The 18,239-nt window shown below is 53.7% G+C and carries 18 protein-coding genes and 1 pseudogene; 6 read left to right on the top strand and 13 right to left on the bottom strand.

The genetic code is table 11. The annotated features are described in order from the left end of the window. Window positions 1-439 precede the first annotated feature (439 nt). Complete coding sequence (locus ACQKE4_RS18885) at window positions 440-604, top strand: YhfG family protein (protein ID WP_427389816.1); 165 nt, start codon at window positions 440-442, stop codon at window positions 602-604. Then, complete coding sequence (locus tag ACQKE4_RS18880) at window positions 604-1,200, top strand: putative adenosine monophosphate-protein transferase Fic (protein ID WP_427389815.1); 597 nt, start codon at window positions 604-606, stop codon at window positions 1,198-1,200. The genes ACQKE4_RS18885 and ACQKE4_RS18880 overlap by 1 nt, the downstream gene beginning before the upstream one ends. A gap of 47 nt (window positions 1,201-1,247) precedes the next feature. Here ACQKE4_RS18880 and astB read toward each other — a convergent pair whose 3' ends face one another. Genes astB through ACQKE4_RS18855 form a run of 5 tightly spaced genes read right to left on the bottom strand, consistent with a single transcriptional unit; the run spans window position 1,248 to window position 7,467 of the window. Next, complete coding sequence (astB, locus tag ACQKE4_RS18875; RefSeq protein ID WP_427389814.1) at window positions 1,248-2,615, bottom strand: N-succinylarginine dihydrolase; 1,368 nt, start codon at window positions 2,613-2,615, stop codon at window positions 1,248-1,250. Then, window positions 2,612-4,084, bottom strand: coding sequence for a succinylglutamate-semialdehyde dehydrogenase (astD, locus tag ACQKE4_RS18870; RefSeq protein ID WP_427389813.1), 1,473 nt, complete (start codon window positions 4,082-4,084; stop codon window positions 2,612-2,614). The genes astB and astD overlap by 4 nt, the downstream gene beginning before the upstream one ends. 22 nt (window positions 4,085-4,106) lie before the next feature. Further along, window positions 4,107-5,138, bottom strand: a complete 1,032-nt coding sequence (astA, locus tag ACQKE4_RS18865) for an arginine N-succinyltransferase (protein ID WP_427389812.1) — start codon at window positions 5,136-5,138, stop codon at window positions 4,107-4,109. Continuing rightward, window positions 5,138-6,202 carry an arginine N-succinyltransferase gene (locus ACQKE4_RS18860; protein WP_427389811.1) on the bottom strand — a complete coding sequence of 355 codons (1,065 nt, stop codon included), beginning with the start codon at window positions 6,200-6,202 and terminating at the stop codon, window positions 5,138-5,140. The genes astA and ACQKE4_RS18860 overlap by 1 nt, the downstream gene beginning before the upstream one ends. A gap of 50 nt (window positions 6,203-6,252) precedes the next feature. After that, the gene (locus ACQKE4_RS18855; protein WP_427389810.1) at window positions 6,253-7,467 is read right to left on the bottom strand and encodes an aspartate aminotransferase family protein; all 1,215 of its coding nucleotides are present in this window, start codon (window positions 7,465-7,467) and stop codon (window positions 6,253-6,255) included. 229 nt (window positions 7,468-7,696) lie between these two features. Between ACQKE4_RS18855 and ACQKE4_RS18850 the strand changes: the two genes are divergently transcribed. Further along, entirely contained in the window at window positions 7,697-8,491 is a 795-nt protein-coding gene (locus ACQKE4_RS18850; protein ID WP_427389809.1) for an SDR family NAD(P)-dependent oxidoreductase, read from the top strand. A gap of 19 nt (window positions 8,492-8,510) precedes the next feature. Here the strand turns inward: ACQKE4_RS18850 and ACQKE4_RS18845 are convergent, their stop codons facing one another. From ACQKE4_RS18845 to fabV, 3 genes are all read right to left on the bottom strand, one after another. Further along, window positions 8,511-9,431 (bottom strand): GlxA family transcriptional regulator, encoded by a 921-nt coding sequence (locus tag ACQKE4_RS18845; RefSeq protein ID WP_427389817.1) that lies wholly within the window; start codon window positions 9,429-9,431, stop codon window positions 8,511-8,513. Window positions 9,432-9,658: 227 nt separating this feature from the next. Continuing rightward, entirely contained in the window at window positions 9,659-9,874 is a 216-nt protein-coding gene (locus tag ACQKE4_RS18840; protein ID WP_427389808.1) for a hypothetical protein, read from the bottom strand. 82 nt (window positions 9,875-9,956) lie between these two features. Beyond that, window positions 9,957-11,168 carry an enoyl-ACP reductase FabV gene (gene fabV, locus ACQKE4_RS18835; protein ID WP_427389807.1) on the bottom strand — a complete coding sequence of 404 codons (1,212 nt, stop codon included), beginning with the start codon at window positions 11,166-11,168 and terminating at the stop codon, window positions 9,957-9,959. Window positions 11,169-11,407: 239 nt separating this feature from the next. On the opposite strand from fabV, the gene ACQKE4_RS18830 reads away from it, so the two are divergent. Beyond that, window positions 11,408-11,794 carry a DUF7079 family protein gene (locus ACQKE4_RS18830; RefSeq protein ID WP_427389806.1) on the top strand — a complete coding sequence of 129 codons (387 nt, stop codon included), beginning with the start codon at window positions 11,408-11,410 and terminating at the stop codon, window positions 11,792-11,794. 24 nt (window positions 11,795-11,818) lie between these two features. On the opposite strand, the gene ACQKE4_RS18825 is transcribed toward ACQKE4_RS18830, so the two are convergent. Beyond that, window positions 11,819-12,304, bottom strand: a complete 486-nt coding sequence (locus ACQKE4_RS18825; protein ID WP_427389805.1) for a glutathione peroxidase — start codon at window positions 12,302-12,304, stop codon at window positions 11,819-11,821. A 70-nt stretch (window positions 12,305-12,374) separates the two neighbouring features. After that, window positions 12,375-12,992: a LysE family translocator gene (locus tag ACQKE4_RS18820; protein ID WP_290836733.1), complete on the bottom strand. Its 618-nt coding sequence runs from the start codon at window positions 12,990-12,992 to the stop codon at window positions 12,375-12,377. Window positions 12,993-13,199: 207 nt separating this feature from the next. On the opposite strand from ACQKE4_RS18820, the gene ACQKE4_RS18815 reads away from it, so the two are divergent. Then, window positions 13,200-13,934, top strand: a complete 735-nt coding sequence (locus ACQKE4_RS18815) for a YebC/PmpR family DNA-binding transcriptional regulator (RefSeq protein WP_427389804.1) — start codon at window positions 13,200-13,202, stop codon at window positions 13,932-13,934. A 209-nt stretch (window positions 13,935-14,143) separates the two neighbouring features. Beyond that, a complete protein-coding gene (locus tag ACQKE4_RS18810; RefSeq protein ID WP_427389803.1) occupies window positions 14,144-14,410 on the top strand; it encodes a hypothetical protein in 267 nt (88 codons plus the stop codon). Window positions 14,411-14,474: 64 nt separating this feature from the next. Here the strand turns inward: ACQKE4_RS18810 and ACQKE4_RS18805 are convergent, their stop codons facing one another. The 3 genes and pseudogenes from ACQKE4_RS18805 to ACQKE4_RS18795 form a co-directional block, all read right to left on the bottom strand. After that, window positions 14,475-15,482, bottom strand: coding sequence for a zinc-dependent alcohol dehydrogenase family protein (locus ACQKE4_RS18805; protein WP_427389802.1), 1,008 nt, complete (start codon window positions 15,480-15,482; stop codon window positions 14,475-14,477). A 36-nt stretch (window positions 15,483-15,518) separates the two neighbouring features. Further along, window positions 15,519-17,405, bottom strand: a complete 1,887-nt coding sequence (locus ACQKE4_RS18800) for an ABC transporter ATP-binding protein (RefSeq protein WP_290836741.1) — start codon at window positions 17,403-17,405, stop codon at window positions 15,519-15,521. A 77-nt stretch (window positions 17,406-17,482) separates the two neighbouring features. Then, window positions 17,483-18,145 (bottom strand): annotated as a pseudogene (locus tag ACQKE4_RS18795) (AbrB family transcriptional regulator); the annotation flags it as partial. Window positions 18,146-18,239: the final 94 nt, after the last annotated feature.

Below are 18,239 nucleotides of genomic sequence, written 5' to 3'. Positions count from 1 at the left end.
AAAAAGTAGCCGATGTAAGTCGAGCCAGTAGGTGTTTAGCGGTGTTACAGCCTGAGTGCGGTACTGGCTGAGGTACTATGAGAAATCCAGGCTAGTGCTGCCTCACGAGTCTGTAGCAAGAAGTAAGTGCCACGGAAAGGGCGCCACTATCATAGCGAACCTTTTTACCCAAGAGACAGGCGCTCATTAATACTTTTCTCAAATCACCAATCTCCAATACGGTGGATAGCCCCTTATTTTTTGTCAGCCATCCAGGCACGTGCACTTATTTTTCGCCTGCCAGTCATTGCTGGTGCGCATGAGGCTCACCACGCCCTTCAAAATCACAGCCTGCTTACCCTGCAAAGATAGATACGACGTTACACAACATAAACACAGGCATGGGATGAACCCTGAATCATCATTCCGCTATACTAGGTTAAATAGCTAAGGAGGCAGTATGAATAATGTTTCTCTGGAAACAAAGCGTCGCTATTACGCGAAAGTACGGCGCTCCAATTACCAAGCGAGTATGGTGCTGGAAGGGATCACTGTTGACACCCAAGCGCCAAAAGCCAGCAAAGCTGATGTAATGGCTAAATATCAGAAGCACAAAATTCGCTAATGGATAAGTACGGCACAGAGCAGGATCCGTACTGTTACTCAGGTACCGATGTACTGCGTAATAAGTTGGAGATTTTTGATGCAGTAGAGCTTGAGGAGGCAGAGCGCGAGTTGTCGCTCATTAATGCAGATAGCATTGACCTATTGCTGCCACCCTACGACTTTGCATATATCAAACGCCTTCATCATCAGCTATTTCATGACCTGTATGAATGGGCTGGGGAAATAAGAACGATTGATATAGCAAAAGGCGACACACGATTTTGCAACGTCAACCGCATCATTCCCGAAGCTGAAAAGCTATTCACCAAGCTAGCAGAGTATAAATACTTCACTCAACTTGAAAAAGCAGATCTTATATCAGCGTGTGCAGAGCTATATGGTGATTTGAATGTCGTTCATCCCTTCCGCGAAGGAAATGGACGTGCGCAGCGATTGTTTTTTGAACACCTGATAATCAACTGTGGTTATCACCTTTCATGGCATCCTCTTGAACGCAATGAATGGGTAGAAGCCAATATCGCAGGCTATTACTGCGACTACCGTCCTTTAGAGTTAATCTTTGAGCGATGTATCGGCTCTCCCCTATACGATTAACGCCAAGGCATTGCCTTGGCGTTTTATTTTACTGCTTAACTTATCCCCTAACCCAATTGAAACGGGTACACAGACCCGGTCTTGAGTAGCTGGGTGAGTTCATCCAGTGCGGCAAGCGACTCTTCCGCCAGCTGTGGATCGGCCAAATCGTCCGGGGCGAGGCGATCGCGGTAGTGGCGCTCCACCCAAGCGGTCAGATCAGTGTACAGTGCATCGGTGAGCAGCACGCGGCCAGAAAGCGCTGCGCGTTCGGCATCCGTTAGCACCACCCGCAGGCGCAGGCAGGCGGGGCCGCCGCCGTTGCGCATGCTCTGTTTCACGTCTTTGACGATCACTTCGCTGATGGGATTATTGCCCGCTAGCAAATGGTCTTGGATGGTGCGCCATACCGCTTCGCGCTCCTGGCATTCGCCGGGTACCACCAGGGTCATGGTGCCATCAGGGTTGGAGAGCAGCTGCGAGTTGAACAGATACGAGGCTACCGCATCTTCCATACTCACTGCCTCAAGGGGCACCCGCACCGGAATAAGGGGCGTACTCATTTTGGCCCGCAGCTCATCGAGCGTGCCCTCTTCATCCAGAAAGGCCATTTCGTGGTAGAGCAGCACCGGGCCGTTGCCCACGGCAATCACATCGTTATGGAACACCCCCGCGTCGATGGCGTCCGGATGCTGCTGGGCAAATACCGTTTGCGCCTCCGTTAACCCATGCTGGCGAGCCACTGCCTGGCTGGCTTCCAGGGTTTGCCTAGCCGGATAGCGCTTGGGTTCGCGCTCTCCGCTATGCACGTCACCAAACGCTTGGCGGCCATACACAAACAAATGAACGCCCGGCTCGCCGTGCTCACCGCATAGACGGGTGTGATTGGCCGCGCCTTCATCAGAAAAGGCCGGAGTTGCAGGCAGCACCGGATGGTGGGCAAAGTGCTGCTCACTGCTAAAGATCGCTTGTAACACGCGGCCAGTGGTTTGTGGCTCTAAATAGCGATGAAAGCTGGATTGCAGATTCGCTGGCGTGAAGTGTACCCGGCCATCCGCTGCGTCCAGGCTTGGCGTAATCGTACCTGCGTTAGCTGTCCACATACTGGAAGCCGAGCACACCGCTCGCAGTAATTGCGGGGCCTCTTTTGCAGCATGGGTTAGCACCTCGCTATTGCTCCCGCTGAAACCCAAATCACGCAGTGCGCCAACATCGGGCCGCTGTTGGGGTGGCAGCACGCCTTGAGCATAGCCTGCATCCATCAACGACTTCATTTTTAGAAGCCCTTGCAGTGCGCCCTCTTTGGGGTTGGATACCAGGCCACCGTGGATCATAGAAGCCACGTTGCCTACGGCCAGTCCTGAGTAGTTATGGGTAGGGCCAACTAGGCCGTCAAAATTGACTTCCCTGACGCTGCTAATGTCGGCGGCACTCATAGACTCACTCCCGGCGGCAGTGCTTCAGGCATCTCCAGGCTGTCGGACTCCATGGACGCAACCGGGTAGGCACAGTAGTCTGCCGCGTAAAAAGCACTGGGGCGATGATTACCGCTGTCACCCACGCCACCGAAAGGCGCATCGCCGGAAGCGCCTGTGGTTTGGCGGTTCCAGTTGACAATACCGGCGCGAATACGCAGTAAAAAGTCGTCCCAATCGGCTTGCTCGCCGCCAATCAGCCCGGCAGAAAGCCCGTAACGGGTGTTATTAGCAAGCGTAAGCGCTTCATCCCAATCACTGTAACGATGAATTTTCAGTAGCGGGCCGAAGTGCTCCTCGTCGGGCACATCAAGACCGGTCACATCGATCAAAGCAGGGCTTAACAGGCTGGTGTCCTCTAGCAGGCGCTGCATGCGGTTGATGACCGTACCGCCCATTGCTTCAAGTTCATCTTGTGCCTTGAGTAAGCCATCCGCCGCCGCCACGCTGACCAAACCACCATAAAACGGCGCAGGATTATCTTCGAACTGGCCCGCTACGTGTAGCTTAGTGATCGCCTCTGAAAGCGCATCGATTAAGCGATCACCGACGGCACCTTCTGGCACCATTAAGCGCCGGGCGCAGGTGCAGCGCTGACCGCCAGATAGAAACGCCGACTGCAAAATAGTCAGCACGGCTGCGCGCTCGTCATCGACATCCTTGACTACCAGCGGGTTGTTGCCGCCCAGCTCAAGCGCCAGGATTTTATCCAGTTGACCGGCGAACTGCTGATGCAGCATTCCACCTACTTTGGCGCTGCCGGTAAACAATAAACCATCAATATCAGGATCGGCTGCCAGCGCTTGGCCTACCGGCACGCCACCCTGAACAAGGTTAATCACGCCTTCTGGAAGCCCGGCTTCCAGCCAGCACTGTAGCGTTAAATCAGCGGTAAGCGGGGTTTGATCACTGGGTTTAAAGACCACGCAGTTACCCGCCAACAGCGCAGGCACCATGTGGCCGTTAGGCAAGTGGCCGGGGAAGTTATAGGGGCCAAATACCGCCATTACGCCGTGGGGGCGATGGCGCAGCACCGCTTTTGCACTGCCAACGACTTTTTCCCGCTCGCCGGTACGCTCGTTATACGCCTTAATAGAGAGCGCCACCTTGCCCACCATAGCCCCCGCTTCAGTGCGCGCTTCCCAAAGCGGCTTGCCGGTTTCTGAGGCGATTGCCACGGCCAGCGCTTCACTGCGTGTTTTAAGCACCTCTGCAAAACGCTCGACTAGCGCCTGGCGCTCGGCAAAGGGTGTGCGTGCCCAGCTGGGGAAGGCGCTGCGGGCAGCCTTTACCGCAGCTTTGACCTGGTCAGCACTGGCGGTCGCGGCTTGCCATAACGGTTGGCCAGAAACGGGATCGTGCTTGCTCAACGGCTCGGCGTCGCCTGTGACCCAGGCGCCATTGATCAGTTGCTGCTGTTGGGCGTGCATAAAACTCTCCTGTAAACGTCGCCTAGGTTTCGAGTAGCCGTAGGGTATCACCTGTGGTAACGCCTAAGCGCTGCGCTTCTTGTTCGCTCAGCACGATGGTGCTGTCTTCGCTGGGCGCGCGGCCTACCCAACTGGCGGTAAAGTGCAGCATCTGAGTGGTAGCGGCCAGCCAACGGCTGACGCTCTCTTCGCTGGCCCCGGCAGACACTTCAACTTGGCAGAGCCGTGAGTTGCGGATGGCGCGCACGTCATCAATGTACGCCTCTACTGTGGGGCCACCGTCAAAAATATCGATATAGCCTTCCCAGCGCAGTCCCTCTTTCTTCAGCATCTCCAGCGCCGGGCGAGTGTGGCGATGCACCTGACCAATGCAGGCCCGCGCTTCTTCGGCCATAAAGGTGGTGTAGATAGGGAACTTGGGCATCAGCTCGCCGATAAAGCTCTTCTGGCCCAGGCCAGTTAGCCGGTCTGCTTCATTAAAATCCATAGGGAAAAAGTGTTTGCCCAGACTTTCCCAAAAGGGGCTGGTGTTGTTTTCATCAAACACGCCGCGCATTTCCGCCAGCACTTTGTTGGGGAAGCGATCACGAAACTGGGCGATAAACAGCCAGCGTGCTTTGGAGAGCAGCGCGCCGTTGCGCAAATGTTTATTGGCTTCACCGCGGTATTCCGGGCGCAGAAACAACGAGCACACTTCAGCGTCACCGGTGTGGTCGGAGCTTAAAAACAGCGTGTCGATGGTGCGGTGCAAATCCAGCTGTACCGAGGAGTGGGCCAAGGTGCCCAGTCGGTAGTTGTAGAACGGCACTTCTCGGCCCACCTGGCCCTCTATGGCGCAGCAGCCAGCGAGTTCGCCACTCACTTCATCCTCCAGCACAAAGAAGTAGAGGCGATCATCCACCGGGGTGCGCTCTTCAAAGGCGCTGGCAGCCGCTTCAATCTTACCGGCTAGAAACTCGCGGTTATCCGGCAGCGAGGTAAAACCAACGCCCGCCTGCTGCGCAAGCGCCTGAAGCCCATCCAAATCATCACGGGCAATGGGTCGAATGCGCATTACATTTCTCCTTCATCGAGCGCGTCTACCACCGTGGGTAGCGTCAGCGGCGCGGCCAATACCGCTCGCCCTTCGGTAACGCCCAACCGCTCAGCGTGCTCCGCTGAGAGCATCAACTGACCTGTTGGCGACAGCGCGTAGCGCGCGACGATACAGCGGAACTCGCCCAGCTTTTGATTAGCGACCAGTGCTGGCTCGGCATCAGGCAACGCGTGTTCAGGACGAATGCGTACCGGGTGCCAGGCGGCACTGCGGAAGGTTTCCAGCCGCTCGCGCTCGGCTTTAACAATCGGCCCGGCGTCAAAAATATCCACATGGCGAGAACGCACAAAACCTTCCGCCAACATCTCTTGCAACGCCTCTTCATGGGCCGGGTGTTCACGGCCAATGGCCGCCCGGGCATAGGGTGTCAGCAGCGGTAAATAGAGCGGAAACTGAGGCATTACTTCAGCGATAAAACTTTTCGAGCGCACCCCGGCAATGTGATTCATTTCGTGAAAACTGCGGGCGAAAAAGTGCTGCCCTACGCTTTCCCAAAAGGGGGATTCATTCTGCTGATCCAGGTAGCCGGGAAATGCGACTGCCAAGATACGCGAAAAACGCTCCGGGTACTGGGCGATAAACATCAGCCGCGCCCGGCGCAAAAGACTCTCTGCACTGGTGCCTTTATAGCGGGGATTAAGCGAAAACGCACACAGCAGAGTGGCATCCGACACTTCATGGGAGAGCGCCAGCGTCTGTACTTCGCGGCGTACATTGAGCTGCTGTGAGGCGTGAATCAGCGTTTCCTGGCGATAGGTGTAATAAGCCTCATTGGCGCCAGCCTGGGCGCGAATGGTGGCCGTTCCCAGCACCTCATCACGGCTATCGTCGGCTAACACAAAAGTGTAGTGCTCGTTCTCAGGAAACTCAACGTCACTATTAAAGGCGTCTTGAGAGCGCGCGATGCGCTCCTGAAGCCGCTCACGGTTAGCAGGCAAGTTGGTCAACTTAGGTACTGCATGCTCGGCTAATTGCTCAAGCGCCGTGAGATCAGACGCTTTAACGGGTCGAACTACCAGCATCCTGGATGCCCCCTCTCTTATCGCAGCAGGTATCGCAGCGGGTTGCTCACTCATGCTGCCGCAACTAACCGCTCAATGGCGCGCTCTAAGCGGGCCATACCCTCGGCGATATCCGCTTCTGGAATCACCAGGGAAGGCGCCATACGCAGTACATTCGGCCCGGCGATCAGTGCCATCAAGCCCTCTTCAATAGCGAGCGGCAGAATATCTTTAGCGCGGCCCTCAAAAGCGTCCGACATCTGAGCCCCCATCAGCAGGCCCATACCACGAATCTCTTTAAACACACCGTGCTTGCGGTTGATGGTTTCCAAGTGTTCACGGAACAGATCATGCCGCTTTTTAACACCTTCCAGCACCTCCGGCGTATCGATAAACTCAACTGCCGCCAGCGCCACAGCAGAAGCCAACGCATTACCGCCGTAAGTAGAACCGTGGGTGCCAACCACCAGCGATTTAGCCACTGCATCTGTCGCCAACATAGCGCCAATGGGGAAGCCGCCGCCCAAGGATTTCGCGCTGGTGAGGATATCCGGCGTGATACCGTAGTTTTTATAAGCGTAGAGTTCACCGCTACGACCAACGCCGGTTTGCACTTCGTCAAAAATCAGCAAGGCGTTATGTTCATCGCACAGGTCGCGCAGCCCCTGAAGGAACGCTTGAGTCGCAGGGACAATACCGCCTTCGCCCTGCATGGGTTCAACCATGATTGCACAGGTGTCGTCGCCCATTAGCGCACGCACACTTTCCAGGTCGTTGTAGTTGGCGTGCAAGATGCCGCCAGGCACAGGTCCAAAGCCTTGGAAGTACTTTGGTTGACCACCCACGCTCACCGTAAAGAAAGTACGACCGTGGAAAGATTGATAGAAGGAGATGATTTTATCTTTCTGTTCGCCGTGGTTATCCACTGCCCAACGGCGCGCCAGCTTTAAGGCGGCTTCGTTGGCTTCACCACCGGAGGAGCATAAAAAGACCTTATCGGCGAAGGTGCGCTCAACCAGTGCTTTGGCAAGGTTCAACGCAGGCTCGTTAGTAAACACGTTAGAAAGATGCCAAAGCTTTTCGCCCTGCTCTTTCAGCGCATTGACCAGAACCGGATGACAGTGACCCAAAGAGTTCACCGCAATGCCCCCGGCGAAATCGATATATTCGCGCCCTTCTTGATCCCACAAGCGGCTGCCTTCGCCGCGCACTGGAATAACCTGCTGCGGTGAATAGTTAGGCGTCATGTAGTGATCGTAATCTTGACGGCTTGGGGTATGGCTCATGGGACGCTATCTCCAGTGGAAGAAAGGAATGAAAACAGTATAAAGGGCCAACTAGGTTAACCGCTTTCAGCAATGTGACGAGAAATTATGAAAAGCCGCGCTTGTTAACGCACGCTCAAAACTTGAAGAACGCTATAAGAACCCCATACTTATTAGCAAGCGATAAAATCATACTTGCATAGCGAGGTATCGCGACGTACTGACACTCAGGATGAGAGGAGTACACCGAATGCAGATTGATCTAAGCGGTAAACACGCCATTATTACTGGCTCAACGGCCGGCATTGGTTTTGCGATTGCCCATGGACTAGCACAGGCAGGGGCGAGTGTTGTTATCACAGGGCGAACCCAGGAACGGGTCGATGAGGCCATTAGCAAAATTAAGCAAGACGCCCCCAGCGCCAACATCAAGGGCGTCGCTGCCGACCTTGGCACCGCAGAAGGCTGCCAAACGCTGATTAAGCAGCAGCCCAGTGCCGATATCTTGATTAATAATGTGGGTATGTTTGGCCCGCAGGATTTTTTTGAGGTCGATGACGCCACTTGGCAGCAATTTTTCGATATTAATATCATGAGCGCGGTGCGTCTTTCACGCCACTATGCCCAGGGCATGCGTGACCGCTACTGGGGCCGTATTCAGTTTTTATCCAGTGAATCCGGCATCAACATTCCGACCGAGATGGTGCACTATGGCGTCACTAAATCGGCGCTACTAGCGGTCTCGCGCGGGCTGGCCAAATTGCTGAGTGGCACGCAGGTAACGGTTAATGCCATTCTGCCCGGCCCCACTCGCTCTGAAGGGGTGGTTAGTATGCTCAGTGAGATGGCCGAGAAAGAAGGTATCTCACTGCAAGAGATGGAAGAGCGCTTCGTCAAAGAGAACCGCCCTACCTCTATTATTCAGCGTTTAGCCACGCCAGAAGAAGTCGCCAGCATGAGCATCTATGCTGCATCCACCCAGGCCAGCGCGACGACTGGCGCAGCACTGCGCGTTGAAGGCGGTATTGTCGATACCTTAACCTGATTCATCTAAGCTAATTTATCTAACCCAGGCGCTCTTCTCTTGGCGTCATGCCAAAGTGATTTCGGTAGGCGGTAGAAAAGTGAGCGCCAGAGGAAAAGCCTGTGGCAAACGCGATATCGCCTACTGGCTGGTCACTATCTCGCAACTGTTTGCGGGCCTCCTGCAAACGTAAATCGAGGTAGTAGCGGCTTGGCACCGCTTGCAGGTACTTCTTAAATAGCCGCTCTAACTGACGCCGGGAAATACCCAAGTGCTCGGCAAGCTCCAGCGTTGAGAGCGGCTCTTCAATATTAGCTTCCATCAATGTCACTGCCTCCACCAAGCTTTGCGGTGCGTGACCTAATCGGCTGCGCAGCGGTACGTGCTGGCGTTCATCAGCTAACCGTATGCGATCGCAAACAAACTGCTCTGACACCTGCTCCGCTAAACGCGCACCGTGGTGCTGACTAATCAGCGTGAGCATCATATCCATCGCGGCGCTTCCCCCTGCGCAGGTCAATCTGTCGCGATCAATCTCAAACAGCTGCTGGGAAAGCGTCACTTGTGGATAGGCCTGAGCAAAGGCGTTAAAACGCTGCCAAGGCAATGTCGCGCGATAGCCCTCTAATAGCCCACAGCGCGCCAGCACTTCCGTACCGCCCGCTAATCCTCCCAATGCGACGCCGCGACCCTGGTGGCTACGTAGCCACTCGTTCAGCTTAGCAGGAAGCGTATAAGGTAGCGGCGTCGGTGCGCATACCAACAGTAAATCGAGAGGACCAAGCGCGGCAGTATGCTCATGCTGAGCCAGCAATAAAAGCTGAGCACTACTGCGTACTGGTTGGCTACCCATGCTCAACGTCACCGTGTGATACAACATCTGCCCGCTAAGCTGGTTGGCCATTTGCAGTGGCTCAAGAGCACTGGCATGGGCCAACAATGAGAAACCAGGCAAGAGCATAAACGCCACTCGTCTGCGGGCAACATTGGGCGGTGAGATTAACGGGCTGGGCTGCATGAAACGTCACTGTTATGCATAAAAAAAACCGCCATCGGCTTTGTGAAAGAGCCATCTTACCCAATTGTGCCGATGAAGGCAGCGCGGTGACCACTCAGCCAAAAACATGGCGCATGAATGAAAATTGCCGGGCACAAGGCCCGGCAATTGAGAATCACGTAGCGCTGGGTTTAGCCACCGCTATTACCTATACCCATAATGACGATGCCAGCAACTATGACCCCGAGCACAATAATCACTATCGGCAACAGTTTGAGTAGCCCGCTGGGCGGTTTTCTAGCTTCAGGCTGACGCTGTGGTTCAGCCTCATCAAAATCCTCAGGAATACGCTGGTGCAGGACGTGCTCTTTCTCTTCTTCCGGGGTTTTGCTTTCCCTAGTATCCATAGCTATCTCCTGGTCATCCGGTTGAAATGCTGGCAGCTTCTTTAAATTAATAAAACCGCTTCACGGCTTATAGATTAATAACTTATAGATTAATGACATCAAACGTTACCTCTGGGTTCACATCGGCATCGTAATCAACGTCAGTGCGCTCAAAACCAAACAACTTCAAGAACTCATGCTTATAACCAGCATAGTCGGTAATTTCAAAAAGGTTCTCGGTGGTGACTTCCGGCCATAGATCCTGACAGGCTTTTTGAACGTCATCACGCAATTCCCAATCATCTAACCGCAAGCGACCTGCCTCGTCGGTGGCAAACTCGCCGTTTAAGCCTTGAGCAGAATAGAGCTGCTCACCAAAGAGGCGATTTAGCTGATCGATAGTGCCTTCATGGAGGCCCTGTTCTTTCATGATGCGATAAACCATGGCGATATACAGCGGCATGACCGGAATCGCCGCGCTGGCCTGGGTGACTACCGATTTCAGTACGGCAACGTTGGCGCCACCACCGCTGGCTTTCAAATGGATGTCGATAGCGGTCGCGGCGCGATCCAGGTCTTCCTTGGCTTTGCCTAAGGCACCATGCCAGTAAATCGGCCAGGTAATCTCGGTTCCAATATAGCTAAACGCAACGCTACGCGCGCCTTTCGCCAGCACACCGGCTTGGTCAAGGGCGCTCATCCACAGTTCCCAATCTTCGCCACCCATGACGGTAATGGTGTCGTCGATTTCTTGCTGTGTTGCTGGCTCAACTTCCGCTTCGATAATGGCGTCTTTATTGGTGTCGATAGCGGTGGCGCGGTAAGTTTCACCGATAGGCTTAAGGCTGGAGCGCTTTAACTCACCGGTATCTGGCATCTTGCGCACGGGCGACGCCAGCGAGTAAACCACCAGATCAATCTCGCCCATGTCTTGCTTAATCAATTCAATGACCTTCTCACGCGCCTCATGGGAGAACGCATCGCCATTAATCGACTTGCTATACAGGCCTTCCTGCTTGGCAAATTTATCGAAAGCGGCACTGTTATACCAACCCGCGGTGCCGGGCTTTTTATCAGTGGCAGGCTTTTCAAAGAACACCCCCAACGTGTCGGCACCGTACCCAAACGCCGCGGTAATTCGCGCTGCCAAGCCATAGCCACTTGAAGCACCAATCACCAGCACTTTTTTCGGCCCGGCCTGCTTATCCAAACCGCGGGCGCGGGTCGCTTCTATCTGTTCGCGGACGTTCTGCTCACAGCCGACAGGATGAGTAGTGGTACAAATAAAGCCGCGCACTTTGGGTTTAATAATCACATCGAACCTCGTTATTAAATTAATTTTTCTTTTGACAACATACTTAGCGACATAACACTGTTATCGCCATGTTGTTACTCAGTGGGGCTATTCTAGCGGTCTCTGGGCGCTCTGTCCGCTCTTGAGCTAATGTCTGACCTTGCGCTATTGTCCGCCCCTTGAGCTAGAGGCGCTTTCGCGTCACGATAGCCACTTAGATAGATAGCCACTTACGTCCCCCCTTCCCCAACGAGGCGATCATGAATGCACAGCAGCTAGTAGATGAACGCGGTGATCTGTGGCTTGCGCTAGCGCCGCTGTGGCTCGACAGGGAACCCAGCGAGCGTGATTACGCCCGTATGGTCGAGGTCGTTCAGCGTTACGATATGACGCTACATGAACTTGAGTGGATGTTTCGTTTAGAGCTGGCACCCGTGATGTCGCGCCATCAGCTCTCAATTGCTAGCGAATGGCGAAAATTCAATGATTACAAGCTAATGCAACAGCTGGTAAGCCACAATTTACGCTTGAAAGGCTGGCGCCGTAAAAGCTGGGCACTTTTTTCGGGACTAACCACCATGATGGTTCGCCACCGTTGGAGTGAGCTTATGAACAGAGTCATGGTGGCGCGCGGTGAAGTTCTTTAAGGCGCAGCTAAGAGGAGGTAGCGACTATGTTGCGTCTAGGGCTTCTTCTAGCGCTAAGCGTAGTGGACGGCCATGGTCACGTGGGCCAAAACGCGCAATCACCTTGCCATCGCGTCCAATCAAAAACTTGGTGAAGTTCCATTTGATCGTTTTTGTGCCCAATACCCCTGGCGCTTCCCCTTTTAGCCATACAAATAGTGGATGAGCATCACCACCGTTGACCTTCACTTTTTCCATAAGAGGAAACGTAACGCCGAACTGCGTCTCACCGAACGTACAAAAAGCCTCTGCGTTTTCCGGCGATTGCTTGCCAAACTGGTTACAGGGAAACCCAAGCACAGTAAAACCGCGATCGCGATAGCGCTGGTAAAATACCTCAAGCTCTTTCAACTGGGGGGTGAAGCCACACTTGCTGGCCACATTCACCACTAGTAGAACTTGCCCCCGCAGAGCACGCAGGTTGAACGGCTGCCCTTGGTGGGTATAGCAGTCTTGATCATAAATTGTCATTGGTAGGCCCCCACAAACACCCAAATGGCATAGTTGCCACCATGCCACGGCTATGCCTTTTTCACCAGTACTACACCAGTGGCCCAGCCACCACTCTCAGCGCCAGTGCAATGAGCAGCACACCAGTGACCCGGTTGATCCAATGCGCATGCTGCTGAAGCCAGGGCAGAATTTTTGAGTGCGAAAGCACCGCCGCCACCAGCACATACCAGCCACCATCAATAATCATCGCGGTTAATACAATGATCACTTTTGCCAACGCAGACATATCAGATGTGACGAACTGGCTGAGCAACGCAACAAAAAAAAGAATCAGCTTAGGATTGCCCAACGCAACCAGTACCCCCTCTTTGGCGGCCTGGCCTCGGGTAGTGGTAATCGCATTGGGCTGCAAGGCACCTGCTTTTCCTGCACGCAGCGCTTTAATGCCTAGCCAAGCCAAATAAGCGGCACCGCCCCAGGTGATTAACTGAAAAAGTAGTGGAAAACGGGTAATCAATGCACCCAACCCCCACACTGTGAGTAGCGCATAAAAACCCACCCCAAAAGCATGGAAAATCGCTGCGATCATTCCCGAAAACCGGCCACCACCCAAAGTGTGACGCAGTACCAGCGCCAAGCTTGGCCCCGGCGACATTGCGCCCATAGCGCAAATAGCAGCGAGTGATAGCCATAGCGTAAATGGCATGCCTGTACCTCCTGAAGGAATGATATCCACTCTTTAAGGGCAGGCAGTATACGCGAAGAAAAGCTTGCCGGTGATGGGGGCCTTAAATAACGCTGTTAGCATGGTACGCTGTTGGGTAAAATTTGCTTTTTTTCGATCTTTTCGCTTTTTTTCAAAAAGAACCGCCACTCAATGCGAGAGGCGTAATGGATAACACAGGACGGCAACATGGGTAGGGCTTTTCAGAACCGTAAGGAATCCATGGCCAAAACGGCCGATGCGAAGACAAAAGTCTATAGCAAATATGGGCGTGAAATTTACGTTTGCGCGAAAGCCGGTGGCAGCGACCCCAATGGCAACCTGGCGCTGCGCGGTTTAATGGAGCGGGCCAAGAAAGACCAGGTACCTTCCCACGTTATTGATAAAGCGCTCGACAAAGCCAGCGGCGCTGGCGGTGAAGACTTCTCTGCCGCCCGCTATGAAGGTTTTGGCCCAGGCAACGTCATGGTAATTGTCGACTGTCTGACCGACAACCCTAACCGTACCTTTGGTGATGTACGCGGTTGCTTCACCAAAACCAAGAGCAAAATTGGTACGCCGGGTAGCGTCAGCCATATGTTTGACCACTGCGCCATTTTCTCGTTTACCGGACGCGATGAAGAAGCCGTTCTAGAAGCGCTAATGGAAGCCGATGTCGATGTTACTGACATTGAGCAGGAAGCCGGGCGGATCACTGTCTTCGCCCCGCACACCGACTACGCCAAAGCCAAACAGGCGCTGTTGGATGCTTTCGGTGAAATTGATTTTGAAGTGGACGAAATTCAGTTTCTACCGCAAAACACCACTCCCGTGGAAGGCGATGATGTCGCCATGTTCGAAAAATTCCTGGGCATGTTGAACGAGCTGGATGATGTACAAAATGTCTACCATAGCGGTGAGCTACCTGAGTCAAACGAAGCTTAAGCTCCCAAGCCTCTCTCAGTAGAAGAGACTGCAGCGTTGCCTGCATCCAAATTAGCATTGGGGGCAGCAACGCTGGTGGTAAGTTAGTCACGCGCACTATCTGCTTAATCTTGCAAACGAACTTATGGTCTAAAATAGAGTCTTGATAGACAGTATTTAGCACAATTTTAAGGGATTAATTTTTATTGCAAGTGCAAAAGGAGCAAGCAATGAGTGTCGTTCACGTCAGCGAAGAAGAGCTGCATGACAAGCTAAGCAAGTGTATTGCTGGAGAAAGATTGCTGATAGAGCATGAAGGCAACCGCTTTAGCGCTCGAATACAGCATGTAGGAATGGCAGGAGTAAAAGTTATTCCTGAAACCCAGATTAAAAACAGCCATAAGGAGCCAGGCGACGTTGAAGGTGTCACTGTACCTTACGAAGAGATTTTAGAGCTTGAAGTTAAAGGCGTGGTGTATAGCCGTTTAATTGATTGAGTTCATTGCACGCCCTGTGTGGAACACAAGGCGTGCAAGCTGGCTTATTGAATTGCAGTTAAGATTACATAGTTAGGCAGATCTTGCCGAAGTGCTTGCCTGATTCTTGATGGCGGAAAGCGTCGGCAATTTCGGCAAGCGGGAATTCTCGGTCAATGATCGGATGCATATCCAGGCTTTCAAGCGCACGAATCATCTCAATCTGTTGGCGACGGCTACCAACAATCAAGCCTTTCAAGTTCGCCTGTTTGGCCATTAGTTTGGCCGTTGGCACCTCACCTTCTCGGCCGGTAAGTATGCCAATTAGCGCGATATGACCACCGATTTTAATCGCATCAAACGATTGCGGCAGCGTACCCGGGCCGCCCACTTCGACGATATGATCAACGCCTTCGCCGTTGGTCAGCTCTTTAACGCGCTTACCCCAGTCAGGCGTCTCTTTGTAATTGATGGTGTGCTCAGCGCCCATCTCGCGCAGTCGCGCCAGCTTCTCATTAGAAGAAGAGGTCGCAATTACCCGGGCACCCATCAAACGGGCAAACTGCAGGGCAAAAATAGATACCCCACCGGTGCCTAACACCAGCACAGTATCACCCGCTTTGATGCTGCCATCGACGACCAGTGCGCGCCAAGCGGTTAAGCCTGCAGTGGTTAACGTTGCCGATTCTGCGTGGCTGTAACCTTTAGGCTGATGGGTAAACCACTCGACCGGGCGAACCACCTGCTCGCAAGCGTAGCCATCAACGCCATCGCCCGGCGTAGCGCGAAAATCGCCCACTCTGGCCGGGCCTTCCAACCAATGCGGAAAGAAGGTCGAGACCACGTGGTCACCCACTGCGAACTCGCTTACCCCCTCACCGACGGCTTCCACCACGCCTGCGCCATCGGACATGGGAATGCGGTTTTCCTCGGTCGGAATCATACCGGCCACCACGGCGTAGTCGTGGAAGTTCAAGGAACTTGCATGCAGGCGTACTTTAATTTCACCTGGGCCGGGTTCACCGGGGGAAGTCAGCTCAACGACTTCGAGGTTATCTAAACCGCCGGGCTGCTTCAGTTTGATCGCTTTCATCGTTACCTCATTATACAAGCGTGTATGTAACCATTATCAGTTGGGGCTGCTGCCCTCAACATCAAGCCCCAGAAAGCCACCCGACTGCCGCTGCCACAGGCTGGCATAAATACCGTTTTTGGTCAGAAGCTCCTGATGCGTGCCGGTTTCCACAATACGTCCTTCGTCAACCACAATGAGACGATCAAGCATGGCGATGGTTGAAAGCCGATGGGCAATGGCAATGACCGTTTTGCCTTCCATCAGCGTATCTAACTGCTCTTGAATAGCGGCTTCTACTTCAGAGTCCAGGGCTGAAGTGGCCTCATCCAATACCAGAATCGGCGCGTTTTTGAGCAGTACGCGAGCAATCGCGATGCGCTGGCGCTGGCCGCCCGAAAGCTTAACGCCCCGTTCACCGACGTGGGCATCTAATCCGCGCCGCCCTTTCGGGTCGACCAGATCATTAATAAAGCTATCAGCATGAGCGCGACAAACCGCGTTCCAAACGTCCGCATCACTGGCGTGAGGGCTGCCGTAGCGAATGTTATCGCGCAGCGAGCGGTGTAGCAGCGAGGTATCCTGGGTCACCATACCAATTTGGTGGCGTAGGGAGGTCTGAGTAACCTCGGCAATATTCTTCCCATCAATTAGAATGCGCCCGCCCTGCACGTCGTAAAAACGCAGCAGCAGATTAGCGAGGGTCGATTTGCCCGCCCCAGAGCGGCCAATCAGGCCAATTTTCTCGCCGGGCGCGATGGTGAGATTCAAGCCATCAAACACGGTTTTGCTTTCGCCTTTAGCCTGTGCATAACCAAATCGCATGGCGTCAAAACGAATCTCCCCCTTGGGCACTTGCAGCGGCAAAGCGCCTGGAGCGTCCCGTACAGTCGGTTCCTGGGCAATGGTATTCATGCCATCTTGGACCGTGCCAATATTTTCAAATAGCCCGGCAACTTCCCACAAAATCCAGTCAGACATAAAGCGAATACGCATCACCAGCGCAATAGCAATGGTCAGCACACCTAGCGAAATCGCCTCTGTGTACCAAGCACTAATAGCCATGGCCGCCGTACCCACCAACAGCGCGGTGTTAAGTAGTGTCAAACCTACACTCATAATGGTCACCAACCGCATTTGGCGGTGAACGGTCACCATAAACCCTTCCATGGCATCCCGGGCATAGCTTTGCTCACGCTCGGTGTCGGCAAACAATTTAATGGTTTGAATATTGCTGTAGCTATCCACTACGCGACCGGTCATTTGGGCGCGGGCATCCGCCTGGGCCATAGAAACATCGCGCAGCCGCGGCACGAAGTAGCGCATAATCGCCAGATAGCCCACTAACCACAGCGCTAGCGGTATGAGCAATAATAGGTCTGCTCGACCAAGTAAGAATGCCGCGCCAGTGAAGTAGACAATGGCATAGACCAACAGTCCCATTACCTTGGTGACGGTTTCACGGATTGCCAGCGCCGTTTGCATCACTTTTTGCGACACCCGCCCGGCAAACTCATCCTGATAAAACGCCAAGCTTTGGCTAAGCATATGCCGATGGGATAGCCAGCGACCGATCATCGGGTAATTACCGAAAATACTTTGGTGAGTCACCAGTGACTGCAATAGCACTAAAAGCGGCAAACCCACCAGCATCAACAGCCCCAGGCCCGCCAGCCATAACCCGTTTTCAGCCCAAAAACCTGCTCGCTCCACGTTGCCCAGCCAATCCACTAACTGACCCATGTAGCTAAAGAAAACAACCTCAGCCGCCGACACCAGGGCTGTAAACAGTGTCATTAATAGTAGCAGTGGCAGCATCGGGCGTGAGAAATGCACAATAAACGGCATTAGCCCTTTAGGTGGTGTTTCTACCTCGCCTTCCGGGTAGGGATTAACCCGCGTTTCGAAGTAGCGAAATAGCGGCTGTAAAACACGCGATAGCATGAGTTTTCCTTGGGTAACTGGCGTTGGTATTGACGGTCTGTGGATTTTTTTATAGATGAATCAGAATATCTGGGGCATTAAGAAGCAGAGCGACGCAGTAGCCAGCGCGCCCAGAACGGCGCTATGATCATGAGGGTTACCATACGCAGTAAGTGGTGAAAAGCGACAAACACGGGGTCAATATTTAGCGCTACCGCAAGGATCGCCATCTCACCAATACCACCAGGTGCTAGCGCTAGTAGCGCCACATCGCGCCCAACCCCAAGCAGTTGGTGAATCAGCTCGGCAAACAGCGCCAATACCAGTAGTGCCAAGAGCGTTGCAACGCCCGACTGCCATAAATAGCGGCCAAAAAGCTTACGCGTCATGCCCTGAAAGCGCGAGCCGATGGCACAGCCTAATACCCATAGCATTGCGTTCATTCCCCACTCAGGCAGGGAGAGACTGGCAATATCAAAACCCGATAATAAGGCGGCCATCAGTAAAGGTGCCAGCAGAGCGGAACTGGGGATTCGCAGCCAACGGCCTAGCGGCAGCAGCAGCGGAATTGTCAGCAGCATCCAGCCATGCTCAAGCGCGCTTTGCGGGGGGCCGACACTTCCACCTCCGCCTTCATAGGCCCAAAATAGCGGTGGCAGAAAAAGAATGACTAAAATGATACGCAGTGACTGCGCGACCGCAATGCGTTGAGGGTCACCACCGCATTTTTCACCCAGTAGGATCATTGCGGTCATGGCGCCGAGTTAAGCTCAAGTCTGGTGTATGGGAGGAGGTAGGAAGGGTGGCGTATCCTGTTGATTGATCACGACCAAGATCTCAACCAACACGAGTGGA

Origin of the sequence: Halomonas sp. NPDC076908 (assembly GCF_050269715.1) — a bacterium.
Taxonomy (GTDB): Bacteria; Pseudomonadota; Gammaproteobacteria; order Pseudomonadales; family Halomonadaceae; genus Vreelandella.
The sequence above is the reverse complement of the archived record's forward strand: the minus strand, read 5'-3'. Positions and strand labels throughout refer to the sequence as shown.

What these genes read in the sequence shown, in the direction of transcription:
- ACQKE4_RS18885 (WP_427389816.1), top strand. Translation starts at nt 440, where the DNA reads ATGAATAATGTTTCTCTGGAAACAAAGCGTCGCTATTACGCGAAAGTA.
- ACQKE4_RS18880 (WP_427389815.1), top strand. Translation starts at nt 604, where the DNA reads ATGGATAAGTACGGCACAGAGCAGGATCCGTACTGTTACTCAGGTACC.
- astB (WP_427389814.1), bottom strand. Translation starts at nt 2,615, where the DNA reads ATGAGTGCCGCCGACATTAGCAGCGTCAGGGAAGTCAATTTTGACGGC.
- astD (WP_427389813.1), bottom strand. Translation starts at nt 4,084, where the DNA reads ATGCACGCCCAACAGCAGCAACTGATCAATGGCGCCTGGGTCACAGGC.
- astA (WP_427389812.1), bottom strand. Translation starts at nt 5,138, where the DNA reads ATGCGCATTCGACCCATTGCCCGTGATGATTTGGATGGGCTTCAGGCG.
- ACQKE4_RS18860 (WP_427389811.1), bottom strand. Translation starts at nt 6,202, where the DNA reads ATGCTGGTAGTTCGACCCGTTAAAGCGTCTGATCTCACGGCGCTTGAG.
- ACQKE4_RS18855 (WP_427389810.1), bottom strand. Translation starts at nt 7,467, where the DNA reads ATGAGCCATACCCCAAGCCGTCAAGATTACGATCACTACATGACGCCT.
- ACQKE4_RS18850 (WP_427389809.1), top strand. Translation starts at nt 7,697, where the DNA reads ATGCAGATTGATCTAAGCGGTAAACACGCCATTATTACTGGCTCAACG.
- ACQKE4_RS18845 (WP_427389817.1), bottom strand. Translation starts at nt 9,431, where the DNA reads ATGCTCTTGCCTGGTTTCTCATTGTTGGCCCATGCCAGTGCTCTTGAG.
- ACQKE4_RS18840 (WP_427389808.1), bottom strand. Translation starts at nt 9,874, where the DNA reads ATGGATACTAGGGAAAGCAAAACCCCGGAAGAAGAGAAAGAGCACGTC.
- ACQKE4_RS18830 (WP_427389806.1), top strand. Translation starts at nt 11,408, where the DNA reads ATGAATGCACAGCAGCTAGTAGATGAACGCGGTGATCTGTGGCTTGCG.
- ACQKE4_RS18825 (WP_427389805.1), bottom strand. Translation starts at nt 12,304, where the DNA reads ATGACAATTTATGATCAAGACTGCTATACCCACCAAGGGCAGCCGTTC.
- ACQKE4_RS18820 (WP_290836733.1), bottom strand. Translation starts at nt 12,992, where the DNA reads ATGCCATTTACGCTATGGCTATCACTCGCTGCTATTTGCGCTATGGGC.
- ACQKE4_RS18815 (WP_427389804.1), top strand. Translation starts at nt 13,200, where the DNA reads ATGGGTAGGGCTTTTCAGAACCGTAAGGAATCCATGGCCAAAACGGCC.
- ACQKE4_RS18810 (WP_427389803.1), top strand. Translation starts at nt 14,144, where the DNA reads ATGAGTGTCGTTCACGTCAGCGAAGAAGAGCTGCATGACAAGCTAAGC.
- ACQKE4_RS18805 (WP_427389802.1), bottom strand. Translation starts at nt 15,482, where the DNA reads ATGAAAGCGATCAAACTGAAGCAGCCCGGCGGTTTAGATAACCTCGAA.
- ACQKE4_RS18800 (WP_290836741.1), bottom strand. Translation starts at nt 17,405, where the DNA reads ATGCTATCGCGTGTTTTACAGCCGCTATTTCGCTACTTCGAAACGCGG.